Annotated in this window: 13 protein-coding genes; 9 read left to right on the forward strand and 4 right to left on the reverse strand. The window is 68.8% G+C overall.

Features of this window, described 5'->3' with window-relative positions:
• Positions 1 to 50 precede the first annotated feature (50 nt).
• Positions 51 to 1,694 (forward strand): fumarate hydratase, encoded by a 1,644-nt coding sequence (locus AC0Z36_RS05250; protein ID WP_485461493.1) that lies wholly within the window; start codon positions 51 to 53, stop codon positions 1,692 to 1,694.
• A gap of 133 nt (positions 1,695 to 1,827) precedes the next feature.
• Here AC0Z36_RS05250 and AC0Z36_RS05255 read toward each other — a convergent pair whose 3' ends face one another.
• From AC0Z36_RS05255 to AC0Z36_RS05265, 3 genes are all read right to left on the reverse strand, one after another.
• Positions 1,828 to 3,834, reverse strand: a complete 2,007-nt coding sequence (locus AC0Z36_RS05255) for a ricin-type beta-trefoil lectin domain protein (protein ID WP_485461494.1) — start codon at positions 3,832 to 3,834, stop codon at positions 1,828 to 1,830.
• A gap of 216 nt (positions 3,835 to 4,050) precedes the next feature.
• Entirely contained in the window at positions 4,051 to 4,980 is a 930-nt protein-coding gene (locus AC0Z36_RS05260; RefSeq protein ID WP_485461495.1) for an ABC transporter permease, read from the reverse strand.
• A complete protein-coding gene (locus AC0Z36_RS05265) occupies positions 4,977 to 7,571 on the reverse strand; it encodes an alpha/beta fold hydrolase (protein ID WP_485461496.1) in 2,595 nt (864 codons plus the stop codon). The genes AC0Z36_RS05260 and AC0Z36_RS05265 overlap by 4 nt, the downstream gene beginning before the upstream one ends.
• 163 nt (positions 7,572 to 7,734) lie before the next feature.
• On the opposite strand from AC0Z36_RS05265, the gene AC0Z36_RS05270 reads away from it, so the two are divergent.
• The 6 genes from AC0Z36_RS05270 to AC0Z36_RS05295 all read left to right on the forward strand — a co-directional run bounded on the left by AC0Z36_RS05270 (position 7,735) and on the right by AC0Z36_RS05295 (position 13,544).
• Entirely contained in the window at positions 7,735 to 8,553 is an 819-nt protein-coding gene (locus AC0Z36_RS05270) for a (Fe-S)-binding protein (protein ID WP_485461497.1), read from the forward strand.
• A gap of 101 nt (positions 8,554 to 8,654) precedes the next feature.
• Entirely contained in the window at positions 8,655 to 10,118 is a 1,464-nt protein-coding gene (locus AC0Z36_RS05275) for a lactate utilization protein B (protein WP_485461598.1), read from the forward strand.
• Positions 10,115 to 10,774 (forward strand): LutC/YkgG family protein, encoded by a 660-nt coding sequence (locus AC0Z36_RS05280; protein ID WP_485461498.1) that lies wholly within the window; start codon positions 10,115 to 10,117, stop codon positions 10,772 to 10,774. The genes AC0Z36_RS05275 and AC0Z36_RS05280 overlap by 4 nt, the downstream gene beginning before the upstream one ends.
• Before the next feature lie 53 nt (positions 10,775 to 10,827).
• A complete protein-coding gene (locus AC0Z36_RS05285) occupies positions 10,828 to 12,291 on the forward strand; it encodes a class II fumarate hydratase (RefSeq protein ID WP_485461499.1) in 1,464 nt (487 codons plus the stop codon).
• A gap of 52 nt (positions 12,292 to 12,343) precedes the next feature.
• Positions 12,344 to 12,994, forward strand: a complete 651-nt coding sequence (locus tag AC0Z36_RS05290) for a ribonuclease FAU-1 family protein (RefSeq protein WP_485461500.1) — start codon at positions 12,344 to 12,346, stop codon at positions 12,992 to 12,994.
• A gap of 142 nt (positions 12,995 to 13,136) precedes the next feature.
• Positions 13,137 to 13,544, forward strand: coding sequence for a hypothetical protein (locus AC0Z36_RS05295; protein WP_485461501.1), 408 nt, complete (start codon positions 13,137 to 13,139; stop codon positions 13,542 to 13,544).
• Here the strand turns inward: AC0Z36_RS05295 and AC0Z36_RS05300 are convergent.
• A complete protein-coding gene (locus tag AC0Z36_RS05300; protein ID WP_485461502.1) occupies positions 13,526 to 14,467 on the reverse strand; it encodes a LysR substrate-binding domain-containing protein in 942 nt (313 codons plus the stop codon). The two genes, AC0Z36_RS05295 and AC0Z36_RS05300, sit on opposite strands and share 19 nt — an antisense overlap.
• Before the next feature lie 176 nt (positions 14,468 to 14,643).
• On the opposite strand from AC0Z36_RS05300, the gene AC0Z36_RS05305 reads away from it, so the two are divergent.
• Entirely contained in the window at positions 14,644 to 15,195 is a 552-nt protein-coding gene (locus tag AC0Z36_RS05305; protein WP_485461503.1) for a peroxiredoxin, read from the forward strand.
• A 5-nt stretch (positions 15,196 to 15,200) separates the two neighbouring features.
• Positions 15,201 to 15,734: an alkyl hydroperoxide reductase gene (locus tag AC0Z36_RS05310; protein ID WP_485461504.1), complete on the forward strand. Its 534-nt coding sequence runs from the start codon at positions 15,201 to 15,203 to the stop codon at positions 15,732 to 15,734.
• The last annotated feature ends 2 nt before the right edge of the window (positions 15,735 to 15,736 follow it).

A 15,736-nucleotide genomic window follows, 5' to 3' on the forward strand; every position in this document is an offset into this window, starting at 1 on the left:
CCCCGTTCTACGCTGGGGAGACTGCAATCACCGGTTGAATGAGGATGGTCATGCCCGAGTTCCAGTACACGGACCTGCTGCCTACCGGCACGGACGACACTCCGTACCGCCTGGTCACCAGTGAGGGCGTGAGCACCTTCGAAGCCGGTGGGCGCACCTTCCTACAGGTCGATCCTGAGGCCCTGACGCTGCTGGCCCGCGAGGCCATGCGGGACATCTCGCACCTGCTGCGGCCGACGCACCTGGCGCAGGTCGCCAAGATCCTCGACGACCCCGAGGCCTCCCCCAACGACCGCTTCGTGGCGCTCGACCTGCTGAAGAACGCCAACATCGCGGCCGGCGGTGTGCTGCCGATGTGCCAGGACACCGGCACCGCGATCGTCATGGGCAAGCGCGGCCAGCAGGTCCTCACGGACGGACGGGACGAAGAGGCGCTGTCGCGTGGCATCTACAACGCGTACACCGAACTCAACCTGCGCTACTCGCAGATGGCCCCGCTGAACATGTGGGACGAGAAGAACACCGGCAGCAACCTGCCCGCACAGGTCGAGCTGTACGCGACCGCGGGTGACGCGTACAAGTTCCTCTTCATGGCCAAGGGCGGCGGCAGCGCCAACAAGTCGTACCTCTACCAGGAGACCAAGGCGGTCCTGAACCCCGCCGCGATGGTGAAGTTCCTGGACCAGAAGATCCGCTCGCTGGGCACGGCGGCCTGCCCGCCCTACCACCTGGCGATCGTGGTCGGCGGCACGTCCGCGGAGTTCGCGCTGAAGACTGCGAAGTACGCGTCGGCACACTACCTAGACAACCTGCCTGTTCAGGGATCGCCGCTGGGTCATGGATTCCGCGACCTGGAGCTGGAGGCCGAGGTCCTGAAGCTCACTCAAGAGATGGGCATCGGAGCGCAGTTCGGCGGAAAGTACTTCTGCCACGACATCCGGGTGATCCGCCTCCCGAGGCACGGCGCGTCGCTGCCGATCGCGATGGCGGTGTCCTGCTCGGCCGACCGGCAGGCACTCGCCAAGATCACTGCCGAGGGCGTGTTCCTGGAGCGGCTGGAGAAGGACCCGGCGCAGTACCTGCCGGAGACCACTCATGACGACGTGTCAGGCGACGTCGTGCACATCGACCTCAACCGGCCGATGTCCGAGATCCGCGCCGAACTGTCGAAGCACCCGGTGAAGACCCGGCTTTCACTGTCCGGTCCGGTGGTCGTGGCGCGCGACATCGCACACGCCAAGATCAAAGAGCGTCTGGACGCCGGTGAGGGCATGCCGCAGTATCTGCGCGACCACGCCGTCTACTACGCGGGCCCGGCCAAGACCCCCGAGGGCTACGCGTCCGGCTCGTTCGGCCCGACGACCGCAGGCCGCATGGACAGCTACGTCGAGCAGTTCCAGGCGGCGGGCGGCTCGTTCGTGATGCTGGCCAAGGGCAACCGCTCGAAGCAGGTCACCGACGCGTGCGCGAAACACGGCGGCTTCTACCTCGGCTCCATCGGCGGCCCGGCGGCCCGGCTCGCGCAGGACTGCATCAAGTCCGTCGAGGTCCTGGAGTACGCCGAACTCGGCATGGAGGCGGTGTGGAAGATCGAGGTCGAGGACTTCCCCGCGTTCATCGTCGTCGATGACAAGGGCGAGGACTTCTTCGCCGACCTGACCGGGCCGACGCTGAACATCGGCAAGCGACCCTGACGGCGCTCTCTTGATCTGGTTCCCTGTGCTTGCGTTGAACGCGAGCACAGGGAACCAGATCAACGGCGAAGGGCCCCGCCCCTGGCATCGACCCCCAGAAACCGGGCCCTCGTTTGTGCTGGGCCGATCAGAATCAATAGGCGTCGTACGGGATCGCACCGTGCGGCAGCGCGACAGCCGCGCCGGCCGCCCACTTCTGCGCCGCGCCGTTGTTGGCCGTCTGCTGGGTCAGCAGACCCCCACCACCGGCCGGAGCAGTCGCCACCAGTCCGGACACCCGACTGGTGAGGGCACCCGTCGCGGACTGGTCGAAGGCCATGTTGTTGCGGTAGGCCCCGACAGCGTCCTTGCAGGACCACGTGCCGAGTTGGGCGCCGGCCGCGGTCGCGCCCCGGTTGTCCAGGCAGTAGGCCGGGTCCTTCAGGCTGTGCACCTGGCCGGTGACCGGGTTGCGCCACCACTTCTGGTCGGACGCCCCGTCACACGCGAACGTGCCCACGGTCTGCCCGTTGGCCGGCGCACTGCCGGTGACGTCCAGGCACAGGCCCGTACCGCCGCTCCTCAACTCGCTGAACTGCGTCAGCTGGGCCGCCCCTGCGGTGAAACGCTGGTTCGCCGAACCGTCGCAGGCCGCCAGGGTCAGCAGCGCCCCGACGGTCGGATCGGTACCCGACGGCGCGACACACAGAGTCTGCGCGGACGCCGGCCGGATCGTGCCGCCCACCTGGACGAACTGCTGGTTCACTCCGCCGTGGCAGTCCCACAGCGCCACCGTGGCGCCGGTCGTGAAGCCGCCCGCGATGTCCACGCAGCGGTCCTGACTCAACTCACTGTGCAGGGTCTTGGTCGCCCCGTCGTACCAGAAGCCCTGGTTGCGGCCCCCGTGGCACGGCCACAGGTCGAGCTTGGTGCCGTTGCGCGAGGAGTAGCCGTAGCTGTCCGCGCACAGCCCCGTGCCGTCGTTCTTCTGCTGGGTGAACGAGGCGCTGAGGACACCCGGGTAGAGCTTCGGGCTGCCGCTGCTGTTGACGTCGGCGCAGGAGACCTGGCTCAGGTTCGAGTTGTACGCCTGAGTCAAGCAGGACGCGAAGGCATCGTGGCCCCTGGCGTTCGGGTGGAACGACTGCCGGGTGCTGTTGGGGTCGAGCGGGTGCAGCGGGTCGGCGATGTACAACCCGCGCGCCCAGGTGTTGTCGCTGCACACCTCATGGCCCTCGAAGAGCCGCGAAGCGTCCAAGTAGGTCGCCCCGGCGTTGACCGCGGCCTGGCGTTCAGCCTTCTCGAAGACCGGCACGGCCTCGTTGCGGCCCCACGCGGCGTCCCTGAGGTAGCCGACGCAACCGCCGGTGTACCAGCCTGGGAAGTTCGGGTTGTCCTCGACGTCGGGACCGATCGGCGACGGGTAGCTCATCGCGATGAGCTTGTAGTCGCCGTCGGCGTAACCGGCGTTGCGCATCGTGGTCTTCAGGTCGAGCAGGGTCTGCGTGACCTTCGGGACGATCGCGTCGGCCCGGCCCTGCCAGACACCGGTGTAGTTCTGGTAGCACTCGCCCTGGAACAGCAGGCGTCTAGTGACACAGTCCGTCATCGTGCCGCTGAAGTCGATGTCGTCGTTGGCGCCGATGAACACCGTGACCAGCTTGATCTTCGTGTTCCTGGCCTTGATCGCCAGACTGTCGGACTGCACCAGTTCGTCGGCGTACTGCTTGCTGCCGCCGATCTTCAGGTTGTACGTCGCCGCACCCGAACACGCCACGTTGTACGTGAGGTCCGCCGGGATGCCGGTCTTGTGGATCGCCTGGTCGGCCGAGCGGTGGCACCAGTTCGTCTGACCGTCGGTGGGGTACTCGTAGTTGCCGGCACCCTCCCCGGACATCTCACTGTCGCCGAGGGCGATGAGCCCGGACTTGCGCTGGTCGACCGGTTTGACCGAACCGTCGCCGCCGTAGAGCTGCTTGGCCTCGGCCACCCGGATCGCTTCGAGCTCGGGCGACAGGGCCGTGACGGTCGGACCCGCGCCGGGTGCCGCCTGGGCACTGGTCGGGACAGCGACCAGGCCACCGCACAGGGTGGCCGCCACGGCGGCCACCCCGATCAGGCAGTTCCGTCTTTTGCGACTGCGCAACGCAGTTGGGGACATGTTCCCTCACCTTCGGTACGTGACAGTACGTCTGGTCTCAGTGCCACCGGGTCACCGCGAAACGTGGGGAAACCCGGGCAGAACAGGAACACATGCAGTCACACCGGACGCGCCAGCACCCGGATGCGCTCTGGAGCGAGCGACAAGCTACCTGTCAGTAGCGAAGAAGTGAACAGCTGAGAGGCACAGGGTGCGGATGACCAACGGTTTCTCTGGTCAGGACACGATGTCCTTGCGTTCGAAGTGCCGGAACGCCAGGGCCAACAGGATCACTGAGTACGAGATCGACACCGCGCAGCCCTTGAGCATGCCCTCCCAGCGCAGGTCCTGCTGGAGCGCGTCGATCCACGTGAACTGCCAGTGAGTGGGGAGGATATTGCGCCACGCGCCGAGTGCGGTGACCGCGTCGACGATGTTGGAGATGACGACCAGGCCGACCGCGCCGCCGACCGCGCCGAGCGGCTGGTCGGTGACCGCGGACAGGTAGAACGCCAGGGCGGCGACGACCAGTTGCGAAATGATCGCGTACGCGACGACGATCGCCATCCGGCCCAGGGCCGTGTCCGCGGGGAGCGTGGGCCCGGTGGGCACCCGCAGCGGGCCCCAGCCGAAGGCGATCGTGCCCGCGAGCAGCGACATCGCGGGCAGCAGGATCAGCGCGCCGGCGCTGTAGGTCAGCGCGACCGCGAGTTTCACCCGCAGCAGCCGCGCCCGCGGCACGGGGGCGGCGAGCAGGTAGCGCAGCGACGACCAGCCAGCCTCACTGGCGACCGTGTCACCACAGAACAGTGCGATCGCCACCACCAGGAGGAACCCGGTGGAGACCAGCAGGGCGAACGCGGTCAGGTTGATCGCGCTGCTGGTGGCGACGTCCGAAAACGCCGGTACGGCACCGGGTTTGGGTGAGCCGCCGATCTTGAACGCAGCGACCAGGATCCACGGCAACAGCGCGAGCAGGCCGAGCATGACCAGCGTGCGCCGACGGCGCAGCTGCCGGACGAACTCCACCTTGAACGGCAGCGTGTGCCGGGGCCGGTAGCCGTGGGCCCGGTCGCCGTGGGCCCGGTCGCCGTGCGCCCGACTGTCGTGGTCCTGGTCGTCACGGCCCGGACCGTTGTGGTCGGCGGTGGTGGTCGGTGTGCTCATGACTGCTCCCCGATCAGAGTGAGGAACGCGTCTTCCAGACTGCGCCCGGTCACCTTGGTGATCTCCTCGGTCCGGCCGGCCGCGATCAGTTTGCCGCCGGCCATCACGACCACGTGCGTGGCGGTCTGTTCGATCTCGGCGAGCAGGTGGCTGGAGACGACGACGGTCCGGCCGGTGGCGGCGTAGTCGACGATGACGTCGCGCATGGCGCGGATCTGCGGCGGGTCGAGCCCGTTGGTGGGTTCGTCGAGGATCAGCAGGTCGGGCAGGCCGAGCATGGCCTGGGCGATGGCCAGTCGCTGGCGCATGCCCTGGGAGTAGGTGCGGACCGGGCGGGCCAGGGCCTCGTCGGTCAGCGCGGCGATCTTCAGGGCCTCCGCCAGGTGGGCGTCCGCCGCCGGGCGGCCCGTCGCCTTCCAGTACAGGTCGAGGTTGACCCGCCCGGACATGTGCGGCATGAAGCCGGGGCCTTCGACGAAGGAGCCGAGCCGGGACAGCACGGGTGCGCCGGGGGTGATGGCGTGCCCGAAGATGCGGATACTGCCCTCGTCGGGGTGGATCAGGCCCATGAGCATGCGCAGCGTGGTGGTCTTGCCCGCCCCGTTGGGGCCGAGCAGGCCGAGCACTTGGCCCTTGTCGACGCTGAAGGACAGGTCTTCGACGGCGAGCTTGCCACCCTTGTAACGCTTCGTCAGATTACTGATCCGCAATGGCACTTCGGCCAGTTCCGGATCCGGGGCCGGGAGTTGGACCCGGCGCCGGTGCAGCGAGTAGAGGATTCCGGCGGCGATGGCCAGGGCGGCCAGCGGCAGCGCCCAGACCCACCAGACGATCCCGTCGGGCTCGACTTTCAGGGTGGGAACGCTGGGCACGGTCAGCGGTCCGGCGAGCACGACCTTGTAGGTGGCCGGATCCAGTGGGGTGGCGTAGCCGAGGTCGGTGGTGGTCAGTGTGAGGCGCAGCCGGTGCCCGGAGTTGATCTCCTCGTCGATGGCCGGGAGGTGGATCTCGACTTCGCGCGGGGTGTCCTTGGCGCCGGTGACCCGGACCGGGGCTGCGAGCTGGTGTGGCAGGACGGCGGTGCCGCCGGGGTCGACGTCGTAGAGCTTGGCGAACAGGACGATGTCGTCAGCGCCGGACACCTTGACCTTGACAGTCGAGGACCCGGTGATCGTCAGTGGTTCGCCGGTGAGCGGCGCGGACTGGAAAATCGCACTCTGTCCGGGCATGTCCAGGGCGAGGCCGCCGGTGAACTGGCTGATGTCACCGAGCCCGCCGCCGTCGCCGCCCAGTGAGCCGAGCAGACCGAGGCCCGGGAGTGTGGAGATGGAGGTGGGGGCGCCGCCCGGCGGGTTGATGACGGTCTGCTCGGGGCCGGCGAGGGTGATGTCGCGCTGCCGGGTGCCGTTCAGTCCGGGGTAGGTGCCGTCGGCGGCGATCTTCAGCGTGCGTTCGCGGCTCTGGGTGTCCACCGTGCCGGGGCGCGTCACCCGGAAGGGTGTGTCCCCGGCTGTTTTTGTGTCAGGTTTCGATTCAGGCTTCAGGAACCGGTCGAACCAGTCCTTGACCAGCCCCCGGGTCCAGGCGCTCTGGCTGGGGCCGCCGTCGTGGCCGCCGGCCTGCCAGGCCACCTCGACCGGTGCGCCGTTGCGCTTGACCGCCTGGGCGGTGCGGTCGGCCTGGTCGAGCGGGAAGAGCGAGTCGTTCTGGCCCTGGATCAGCAGGGTGGGGACTCTGATCCGGTCGGCGACCGAGGATGGGCTGGCCTTGCGCAGCAGTTCGACGGCCTGCGGGGTGGCCTTACCCGTACGGGCGACCTCCTGGTAGACGGCGCACACATCGGCCTTGAACCGTCCACAGCCCGGGTCCGTACCCGGCGGGGCCAGGCCCACGGCGGCGAGGGGGCTCATCCCCGAGGAGAAGAAGAACCCGGCCCAGGTCTTCTTGAAGACTCCCTGCTCCGCGCCCGCGCCGGTGGCGTTGGGCAGCAGCGCGTCGGGCAGGTCGTTCCAGGTGATCTGCGGGGCGATGGCGTCCACCCGCTGGTCGTAACCGGCGGTGAGCAGCGAGACCGCTCCGCCGTACGACCCGCCGGTGATGCCCACCCGGGGGTCGCCGGGGGCGTCCTTGCGGACCTCGGGGCGGGCGGCCAGCCAGTCGATCAGGGCGCGGGTGTCGGCGACTTCGTAGTCCGGCTGGTTGAGTGCGATCTGCCCCCCGGACGCGCCGAAGCCGCGCGCGGACCATGTGAGCACGGCGTAACCGGCGCTGACCAGGTCTTTGGCATCGGCCTGGACGCTCTCCTTATTGCCGCCGAAGCCGTGCGCGAGCAGGACGGCGGGAGCGGGGGCCCTGGTGTCGGGCAGGAAGAGTCGGGTGTCGAGCTGGATCTTCTGCCCGGCCTCGGCTCCGGGCCCGGCGGCTACCTCGATCTTCTGGTCGCTGCTGCGGACGGGCGACCCGTCGCCGCCTGTGCCGAGTGCGCCGACGACAAACAGGGCGAGCACGGCGAGCACGAGCAGCACGGCCGTCACCACCCGCCCGCGGCGTGATGCGGGGAGATAGCGGCTCAGGACGGGCAGGCGACTCATGCTCAGACCCTATGTCGTGATCTTTACGCCCGCCGGGCAGGAGCCGTTCGGGGAGTACCCGGCGACTCCTGATCCGCCATCCGGAGTCACCGGGCACGCTAACCGGCACAGTCGCCGGGCGAAACACCGGGCCCGAACGTAACGTCGTGTCCGGAGGTGGAATGTGCGTATCGCCCTGTTCATCACGTGCTTCAACGACACACTCTTCCCAGGCACGGGCAAGAGCGTCGTCCGGCTGCTGCGCCGCCTCGGCCACGAGGTGGAGTTCCCGTACGAACAGGTCTGCTGCGGTCAACTGCACGTCAACACCGGCTACCGGCGCGACGCGCTGCCGCTGGTGGAGAACTTCGTGAAGACCTTCGAACCGTACGACGCGGTCGTCACGCCGTCGGCATCGTGCGCCGCGATGGCCCGGCGGCACCACGCGCAGACGGCCCCGCCCGCGCTGCGGGAGCGCGCCGCGCGGACGGCCGCGAAGGTCTTCGAGTTCAGCGAGTTCCTGATCGACGTGCTGCAGACGGAAGACGTGGGCGCGTATTTCCCGCACAGCGTCACCTACCAGCCCACCTGTCATTCCCTGCGGCTGCTCAACGTCGAGGACCGGCCGCTGCGTCTGTTGCGGGCCGTCCGCGGGCTCACCCTGCTCGACCTGCCGCAGGCTGACGAGTGCTGCGGCTTCGGCGGCACGTTCGCGGTGAAGAACCCCGAGACCTCGGTGGCGATCGGCCGGGACAAGATGCACGCTGTGCAGGACTCCGGCGCGCAGGTGCTGTGCGCGCTGGACAACTCCTGTCTGATGCACATCGGCGGCATCGCCTCCCGCACCCAGGCGGCGATCCGGGTGCTGCACCTGGCCGACATCCTCGCCTCGACGCAGGCCCAGCCGGACCTCCCACCGTATTTCCCGCCGAGCAGCCCGCAGGACGCCTACCGGTCGTTCCTCTCCATCAACTGGGACGACCCCGCGGAGGCCCCCGCATGAGCGCCGTCCACCCGGTCAATCCGATCAGGACCCTGAAGGCCGCCCGGGCCCGGCGCACCGTCACCGCCGCCCGGAGCGACGCGCGGCCCACGTTTTTGGGCATGCCGCCGTTCCCCGAGGCGGCCAGGTCCGCCCTCGCGGACCCGCGTTTGCGGGCGAACCTGCGCAAGGCCACCCACACCATCCGGGCCAGGCGGGACGCGGCCGTCGGCGAGAAGCACGACTGGGAGAAGCTCCGCCGTGCCGGTGAGGCGGTCAAGGACAACACTCTCGCCCGCCTTCCCGAATACCTGCTCCAGTTGGAAGCGGCCGTCACTAAGGCGGGCGGCACCGTGCACTGGGCGCGGACCGCCGCCGAGGCGAACGACCTGGTCGTCCGGCTCACCCGGGCGGCCGGGGCCGACGAGGTGGTCAAGGTCAAGTCGACGGCCACCACGGAGACCGGTCTCGACGAGGCCCTCGAGTCCGCCGGAATCCACGCGTGGGAGACCGATCTCGCCGAGCTGATCGTGCAGTTGGGCCACGACCTGCCGTCGCACATCCTGGTCCCGGCGATCCACCGCAACCGCAGCGAGATCCGCGACATCTTCGTCCAGAACATGGCCGCGGCGGGGCGGCCCGCGCCCGCCGGGCTGACCGACGATCCGGCCGCCCTCGCCGAAGCCGCCCGCCTGCACCTGCGGAAGAAGTTCCTGCGGGCCAAAGTCGCAGTGTCCGGCGGCAACTTCGCGATCGCCGAGACGGGCACGGTGTGTGTGGTCGAGTCGGAGGGCAACGGGCGGATGTGCCTGACCCTGCCGGACACCCTCATCACGGTCCTCGGCATCGAGAAGCTGCTGCCGACCTTCCAGGACCTGGAGGTCTTCCTCCAGCTCCTGCCCCGGTCCTCCACCGGTGAGCGGATGAACCCGTACACCTCGATGTGGACCGGTGTGCACGACGGTGACGGGCCGCAGGAATTCCACCTGATCCTGCTCGACAACGGGCGGTCCGACGTGCTCGCCGACCCCAAGGGCCGGCAGGCCCTGCGGTGTATCAAGTGCTCCGCGTGCCTCAACGTCTGCCCGGTCTACGAACGGACCGGCGGGCAGGCGTACGGCTCGGTGTACTCCGGGCCGATCGGCGCGGTCCTGACTCCGCAGCTGCGTGGCGTGAACCAGCACGAGGTCGATGCTCAGACCGCGTCCCTGCCGTACGCCTCGACGCTGTGCGGCTCGTGCTTCGACGCGTGCCCCGTCCGGATCGACATCCCCGACCTGCTGCTCGACCTGCGGACCAAACTCACCGACGGCGGCCACGGCCCCAAGGCCAAGGGCGAGGCGTTCGCGATGAAGACCACCGCCTGGGTGCTCGACGAGCCGTGGCGGCTCGGCCTGGCCCAGCACGCGGCGGCCTTCGTGCCCAAGGTCTTCCGGAAGAAGGACACCATCGGGAAGATCCCCAAGCTGCTCGGCGGCCCCGCCGCCGCGGCCTGGTCCGCCGAACGGGACGCCCCCGCACCACCGGCCGAGTCGTTCCGGCAGTGGTTCAAGAACACCGACGGCGGAAGGACCGAAGAGCCGTGAGAACCGAACCCACCGGGGGCCGACTCCCCGGCCCCTCATCCGACGCCCGTACGGAAACACTCCAGCGTCTGCGCGCAGCCCTGGCCGACCGGCCCGCGCCCTCCCCGGTGGACCGCTCCTACCAGCGGGCCCGCACTGCGGGGACCGACCTGGTCGGGCAGTTCGCCGAACGCGTCGGCGACTACCAGGCCACCGTGGTGCGCGCGGACGCCACCACGATGCTCGCCGCGGCCCGCGGTCTCCTGGGACAGGCGTCCGTACGCCGTCTTGCCGTTCCCGCCGGCCCCCGCCTCGCGTGGCTCGCCGCGACCGGTGTCGACCTGGTCGACGACACCCCTCGCCTCTCCTACGCCGAACTCGACGCCCTCGACGGAGTGGTCACCGGCTGTGCGGTCGCTGTCGCCGAAACCGGCACGATCATCCTCGACGGCGGCCCCGAGCAGGGCCGCCGGGTGCTCAGCCTGCTCCCCGATTACCACCTGTGTGTGGTCCGCGCCGACCAGATCGTGGCGACGGTGCCCGAAGCGGTCGGACGACTCGACCCGTACCGCCCGCAGACGTGGATCAGCGGCCCGTCGGCGACGTCCGACATCGAGCTGGAGCGCGTCGAGGGCGTCCACGGCCCGCGGACCCTCCACGTCCTTGTCCTGGGGTAGCGGGGAAGACACTGGTCTTCCCCGCAGTTGACTTCTCCCAGGAGGCATCAACCATGACCGACCAGGATTCCCATTCCGACCAGGGTTCGCATTCCGGCCCCGATTCCCATTCCGGCCCCGATTCCCATTCCGGCCGGGACTTCCGTACCGAGCACGACTCCATGGGCGACGTGCGGGTGCCCGCGAACGCCAAGTGGCGGGCGCAGACACAGCGCGCTGTGGAGAACTTCCCGATCTCCGGCACCCGGCTCGAAAGCGCGCACATCGCCGCCCTCGCGCTGATCAAGACCGCCGCCGCGAGCGTCAACGCCCGACTCGGCGTCCTGGACCCCGAACGCGCCTCGGCCATCAGTTCCGCAGCGGGCGAGGTCGTCGAGGGCAAGTGGCCCGGCGAGTTCCCGGTGGACGTGTTCCAGACCGGCTCGGGCACGTCGTCGAACATGAACGTGAACGAGGTCATCGCCACCCTGGCGACGGAGCGGTCCGGCCTCGACATCCACCCGAACGACCACGTCAACGCGTCGCAGTCGTCCAACGACGTGTTCCCGTCCTCGATCCACATCGCGGCGACGGCGGCGGTCACCCACGACCTGATCCCGGCGCTGCGGATTCTGGCCGCCGCGCTGACCGGCAAAGCAGACGAGTTCCAGGACGTGGTCAAGGCCGGTCGCACCCACCTCATGGACGCCACGCCGGTCACCCTCGGCCAGGAGTTCGGCGGCTACGCCACACAGGTCGCGTACGGCGTCAAGCGCCTTGAATCCGCCCTCCCCCGGGTCGCCGAGCTGCCCCTGGGCGGCACCGCCGTCGGCACCGGCATCAACACTCCGCCCGGCTTCGCCGCCGCCGTGATCGAAGAGATCGCCCGGGTCACCGGCCTGCCGTTCACCGAGGCGGCCGACCACTTCGAGGCCCAGGGTGCCCGCGATGCCCTGGTGGAGTTGTCCGGCCAGCTGCGGACGATCGCCGTCGGCCTGTACAAGATCAGCAACGATCTGCGCTGGATGGGCTCAGGACCCCGGACCGGCCTCGGCGAGATCGAGCTCCCCGATCTCCAGCCCGGCTCATCGATCATGCCCGGCAAGGTCAACCCGGTCCTCCCCGAAGCCGTCAACCAGGTCGTGGCGCAGGTCATCGGCAACGACGCCGCGGTCGCCTTCGCCGGGGCGTCCGGCAACTTCGAGTTGAACGTCATGCTCCCGGTCATGGCCCGCAACCTGCTTGAGTCCATCCGGCTGCTGAGCAACGTCACCCGGGTGCTCGCCGAGCGCACAGTGGTCGGAATCACCGCTAACGTCGAACGCCTGCGCGAGTACGCCGAGAGCTCCCCCTCCATCGTGACGCCGCTCAACCGGGTCCTCGGCTACGAGGAGGCGGCGGCGATCGCAAAGCAATCACTGAAAGAGCGCAAAACGATTCATCAGGTAGTGATTGAACGTGGGCATATCAAAGACGGGCGGCTGACTGAGCAGCAGCTCGACGAGGCACTCGATGTCCTGCGGATGACCCGTCCGTAAGCAGCTGAGCGCACCCCGTGCGGAACGAGCAGACAGGACCTACGATCGCGCGATGACGGAGATCACCAGAATCCACCCGCAGACGTGGACACCCGGAGACCAGATCCTGTGGCGCTATCTGCGCGGCGACCGTGTGCTGGACGCACGCCCGGTCACCGTCGTCCAGGACACCCCCGATCTGCTTGTCGTCTGGCTCGCCGGCGGCACCCGCCGGATCAAACCGGTGCTCCCGGACGGCTCGGACATCCGTACGGTCCCGGTCGACCAGCGCTTCCGGCTCGACCGGATCCCCGCCGAGGAGGAGTGGACGGGCAACGGCGTGCTGATGCTGGCCCGGCCCGGGGAGCCGTGGTCGATCTGGCTGTTCTGGTCGCCCGACTGGCGCTTCATGGGCTGGTACGTCAACATCGAACGCCCGTACACCCGGTTCGCCGGCGGCGTCGACACAGAGGACCAGGTCCTGGACGTGTGGGTGACGCCCGACCGCCGCTGGGAGTTCAAAGACGAGGACGAGCTCGCGGCCTGCCAGGACGCCGGGCGCTACACCGCCGCGGACGTGGAAGCGATCTACGCCGACGGCCACCGGGCCGTGGAGCTGGTCCAGTCCTGGGGTTTCCCCTTCGGCGACGGGTGGCAGCGGTGGCGGCCGGACCCGGCGTGGCCGACGCCGAAGCTTCCGCAGGACTGGGCCGAGGTGGCCTGAGCGGCACGGACCAAGGTCCCCGTGTATTCAACCGGCTGGAAAATCAGTCAGTTGAATACACGGGGATCTTTCCATGTCCGTGCAACCCATCCAGGCCTACTGCGCTCGGTACAGGTTGAGAGCAGTCACCAGGGGGCGGGGAATGAACCATGAACGCGACTTCACCGAATACGCGACGGCACGTCAGCAGCAGCTCCGCGGGGAGCAGTCGCGCGATGCCGCTCCAGCCCGCGAGCTGGCCCACGGACTCGACGCTGGCCGCGCCGACGACGGAACCGTCCGGCAGACGGAAGTGAGTCCGCCGACTCTGCACTTCCCACGCCAGGACAATGTGGTGAGCCTGTTTTTCAACAAAGGTACGGAGCCGCTGTCCCCCCGCCTTGAGCTCAACAGCAATGCGGTGCTGGACATCGCCGTCAACGCCGAGTTCCTGAAGCTCGTCGACTTCTGGGTCGCGCACCCGATGAACGACGGCCAAGCGAGCGAAGGCCAGGAAGTCAGCGCCGTCCCGGACCGGTCGGGCCAGCCCTCCTACTCGGGCCCCCGCTGACCCACCACCCGCACCGGCAGCCGCCGCGCCGACTCCCGCAAAGCGTCCGCCAGTTCGCTGAACTCCTGCCCCCGCGCCGTACTCGCCCGCATCACCAGCCCGACGCGCCGGTACGGCGCGGGTGCCTTGAAGCGGGCCACGGAAAGCCCGGACCCCGGCCGGGTCTCGACCTCTATCGCCGTCTCGGGCAGCAGCGTCACGCCCAACCCCCCGGCGACCAGTTGCACCAGCGTCGGCAGACTCGCCGCGCGGGTCGCGCCGGCCTCGCCGGCCCCGGCCTCGCGGCACACGTCGAGCGCTTGGTCCCGCAGGCAGTGCCCCTCGTCGAGCAGCAGCACGTCGAGGTCCCGCAACGCGGGCTTTTCCACCGCCGCAGCACCGGCCAGCGCGTGCCCTTCGGGCACAACGAGTGTGAAGTTCTCGTCGTACAACGGGATTTCGTCAAGCCCGGCGCCCCCGGCGGGCAGCGCCAGGAGCAGGAGGTCGAGCCGCCCCGACGTGAGGCCGTCCAGCAACAGTGACGTCTGTTCCTCGTGGACGAAGAGTTCCAGTTCCGGATAGTCGTCGCGGGCGAGCCGCAGAAGCGTAGGCAGCAGGTACGGCGCGACGGTCGGGATCACCCCCAGGTGCAGCGGCCCGGTGAACGGCCGGCGGGCCGCCTCGGCTTCGGAGACCAGGTCTTCAACGGCGTCGAGTACGCGCCGCGCATGCCTGGCGACGCGTTCCCCCGCGGGGGTGAGGAAGACCCGCCGCGTGGTACGTTCCACCAGTTTTGCGTCCAGGTTCTCCTCCAGCGCGGCTATCGAGCTGGACAGCGCCGGCTGGCTCATCCCGATGGACGCCGCGGCGTCCCGGAAGTGCAGCTGGTCGGCCAGCGCGGCGAAAGCGCGCAGCTGGGAGACGGTGGGGGAACGTATGACCATGTCTCTTGGTACCACCACGCACTGATAGCGGCAACCTATCAACGATCACATAGATCTCTATTTCCCTAATCAATCGCGCGTGTGGCACCGTGATCGTCGTACGTCCGAACCGGCCGGGCCTCTTGGGGCCGCCGGGCAGCCACAACGCTTTACAGCGCCTTGTTGGAGGAGACCCAGTGCTTACGATCGGCAACCAGTTCCCCGAGTTCGACCTGACCTCTGTTGTCGCCCTCGAAGCGGACAAGGCGTTCGAGCAGATCACGGACAAGTCCTACGACGGCAAGTGGAAGGTTGTCTTCTTCTGGCCGAAGGACTTCACTTTCGTCTGTCCGACCGAGATCGCCGCGTTCGGCCGCCTCAACGAGGAGTTCGCCGACCGTGACGCCCAGATCCTGGGTGTCTCCGTCGACAACGAGTTCGTGCACCTCGCCTGGCGCAAGGACCACCCGGACCTGACCGACCTGCCGTTCCCGATGATGTCGGACCTCAAGCGCGAGCTGTCCGCCGCCTGTGGCGTGCTCAACGCCGACGGTGTCGCCGACCGCGCCGTCTTCATCGTCGACCCGGACAACACCATCCAGTTCGTGATGGTCACCGCCGGTTCCGTCGGCCGTAACCCCGACGAGGTCCTGCGTGTCCTCGACGCGCTGCAGACCGACGAGCTGTGCCCGTGCAACTGGAACAAGGGCGGCGACACCCTTGACGCCGCCAAGCTGATGGCGGGCTGAACCCCATGGGTCTCGATGTCCTGAAGGCAGCGATGCCGGAGTACGCCAAGGACCTCAAGCTCAACCTGGGCTCGGTCATCGGCAACTCGAAGCTCCCCGCGCAGACCCTGTGGGGGACGGTGCTGGCCTGCGCCATCGCCACCCGCAGCACGAAGGTGCTCGCCGAGCTGGCCCCCGAGGCCAAGGAGCACCTGTCCGAGGAGGCGTACACGGCCGCCAAGGCCGCCGCCGCCATCATGGGCATGAACAACATCTACTACCGCACGATGCACCTCATCGGTGACCCGGAGTACGCGAACCTGCGTGCCGGTCTCCGGATGAACATCATGGCGAACCCGGGTGTGGGCAAGGACGACTTCGAGCTGTGGTCGCTCGCAGTCTCCGCCATCAACGGGTGCGGTCGCTGCCTGGAGTCGCACGAGGGCGTCCTGCGCAAGGACGGCGTGCCGCGCGAGACCATCCAGGAGGCCGTGAAGATCGCCTCGGTGATCCACGCGGTCGGTGTGACCCTGGAGACGGAAGCCGTCATCGAGGGCTGATC

The sequence above is a fragment of the Kitasatospora sp. UYEF31 genome, assembly GCF_057291755.1.

What these genes read in the sequence shown, in the direction of transcription:
- AC0Z36_RS05250 (WP_485461493.1), top strand. Translation starts at nt 51, where the DNA reads ATGCCCGAGTTCCAGTACACGGACCTGCTGCCTACCGGCACGGACGAC.
- AC0Z36_RS05255 (WP_485461494.1), bottom strand. Translation starts at nt 3,834, where the DNA reads ATGTCCCCAACTGCGTTGCGCAGTCGCAAAAGACGGAACTGCCTGATC.
- AC0Z36_RS05260 (WP_485461495.1), bottom strand. Translation starts at nt 4,980, where the DNA reads ATGAGCACACCGACCACCACCGCCGACCACAACGGTCCGGGCCGTGAC.
- AC0Z36_RS05265 (WP_485461496.1), bottom strand. Translation starts at nt 7,571, where the DNA reads ATGAGTCGCCTGCCCGTCCTGAGCCGCTATCTCCCCGCATCACGCCGC.
- AC0Z36_RS05275 (WP_485461598.1), top strand. Translation starts at nt 8,655, where the DNA reads ATGCCGCCGTTCCCCGAGGCGGCCAGGTCCGCCCTCGCGGACCCGCGT.
- AC0Z36_RS05285 (WP_485461499.1), top strand. Translation starts at nt 10,828, where the DNA reads ATGACCGACCAGGATTCCCATTCCGACCAGGGTTCGCATTCCGGCCCC.
- AC0Z36_RS05290 (WP_485461500.1), top strand. Translation starts at nt 12,344, where the DNA reads ATGACGGAGATCACCAGAATCCACCCGCAGACGTGGACACCCGGAGAC.
- AC0Z36_RS05295 (WP_485461501.1), top strand. Translation starts at nt 13,137, where the DNA reads ATGAACCATGAACGCGACTTCACCGAATACGCGACGGCACGTCAGCAG.
- AC0Z36_RS05300 (WP_485461502.1), bottom strand. Translation starts at nt 14,467, where the DNA reads ATGGTCATACGTTCCCCCACCGTCTCCCAGCTGCGCGCTTTCGCCGCG.
- AC0Z36_RS05310 (WP_485461504.1), top strand. Translation starts at nt 15,201, where the DNA reads ATGGGTCTCGATGTCCTGAAGGCAGCGATGCCGGAGTACGCCAAGGAC.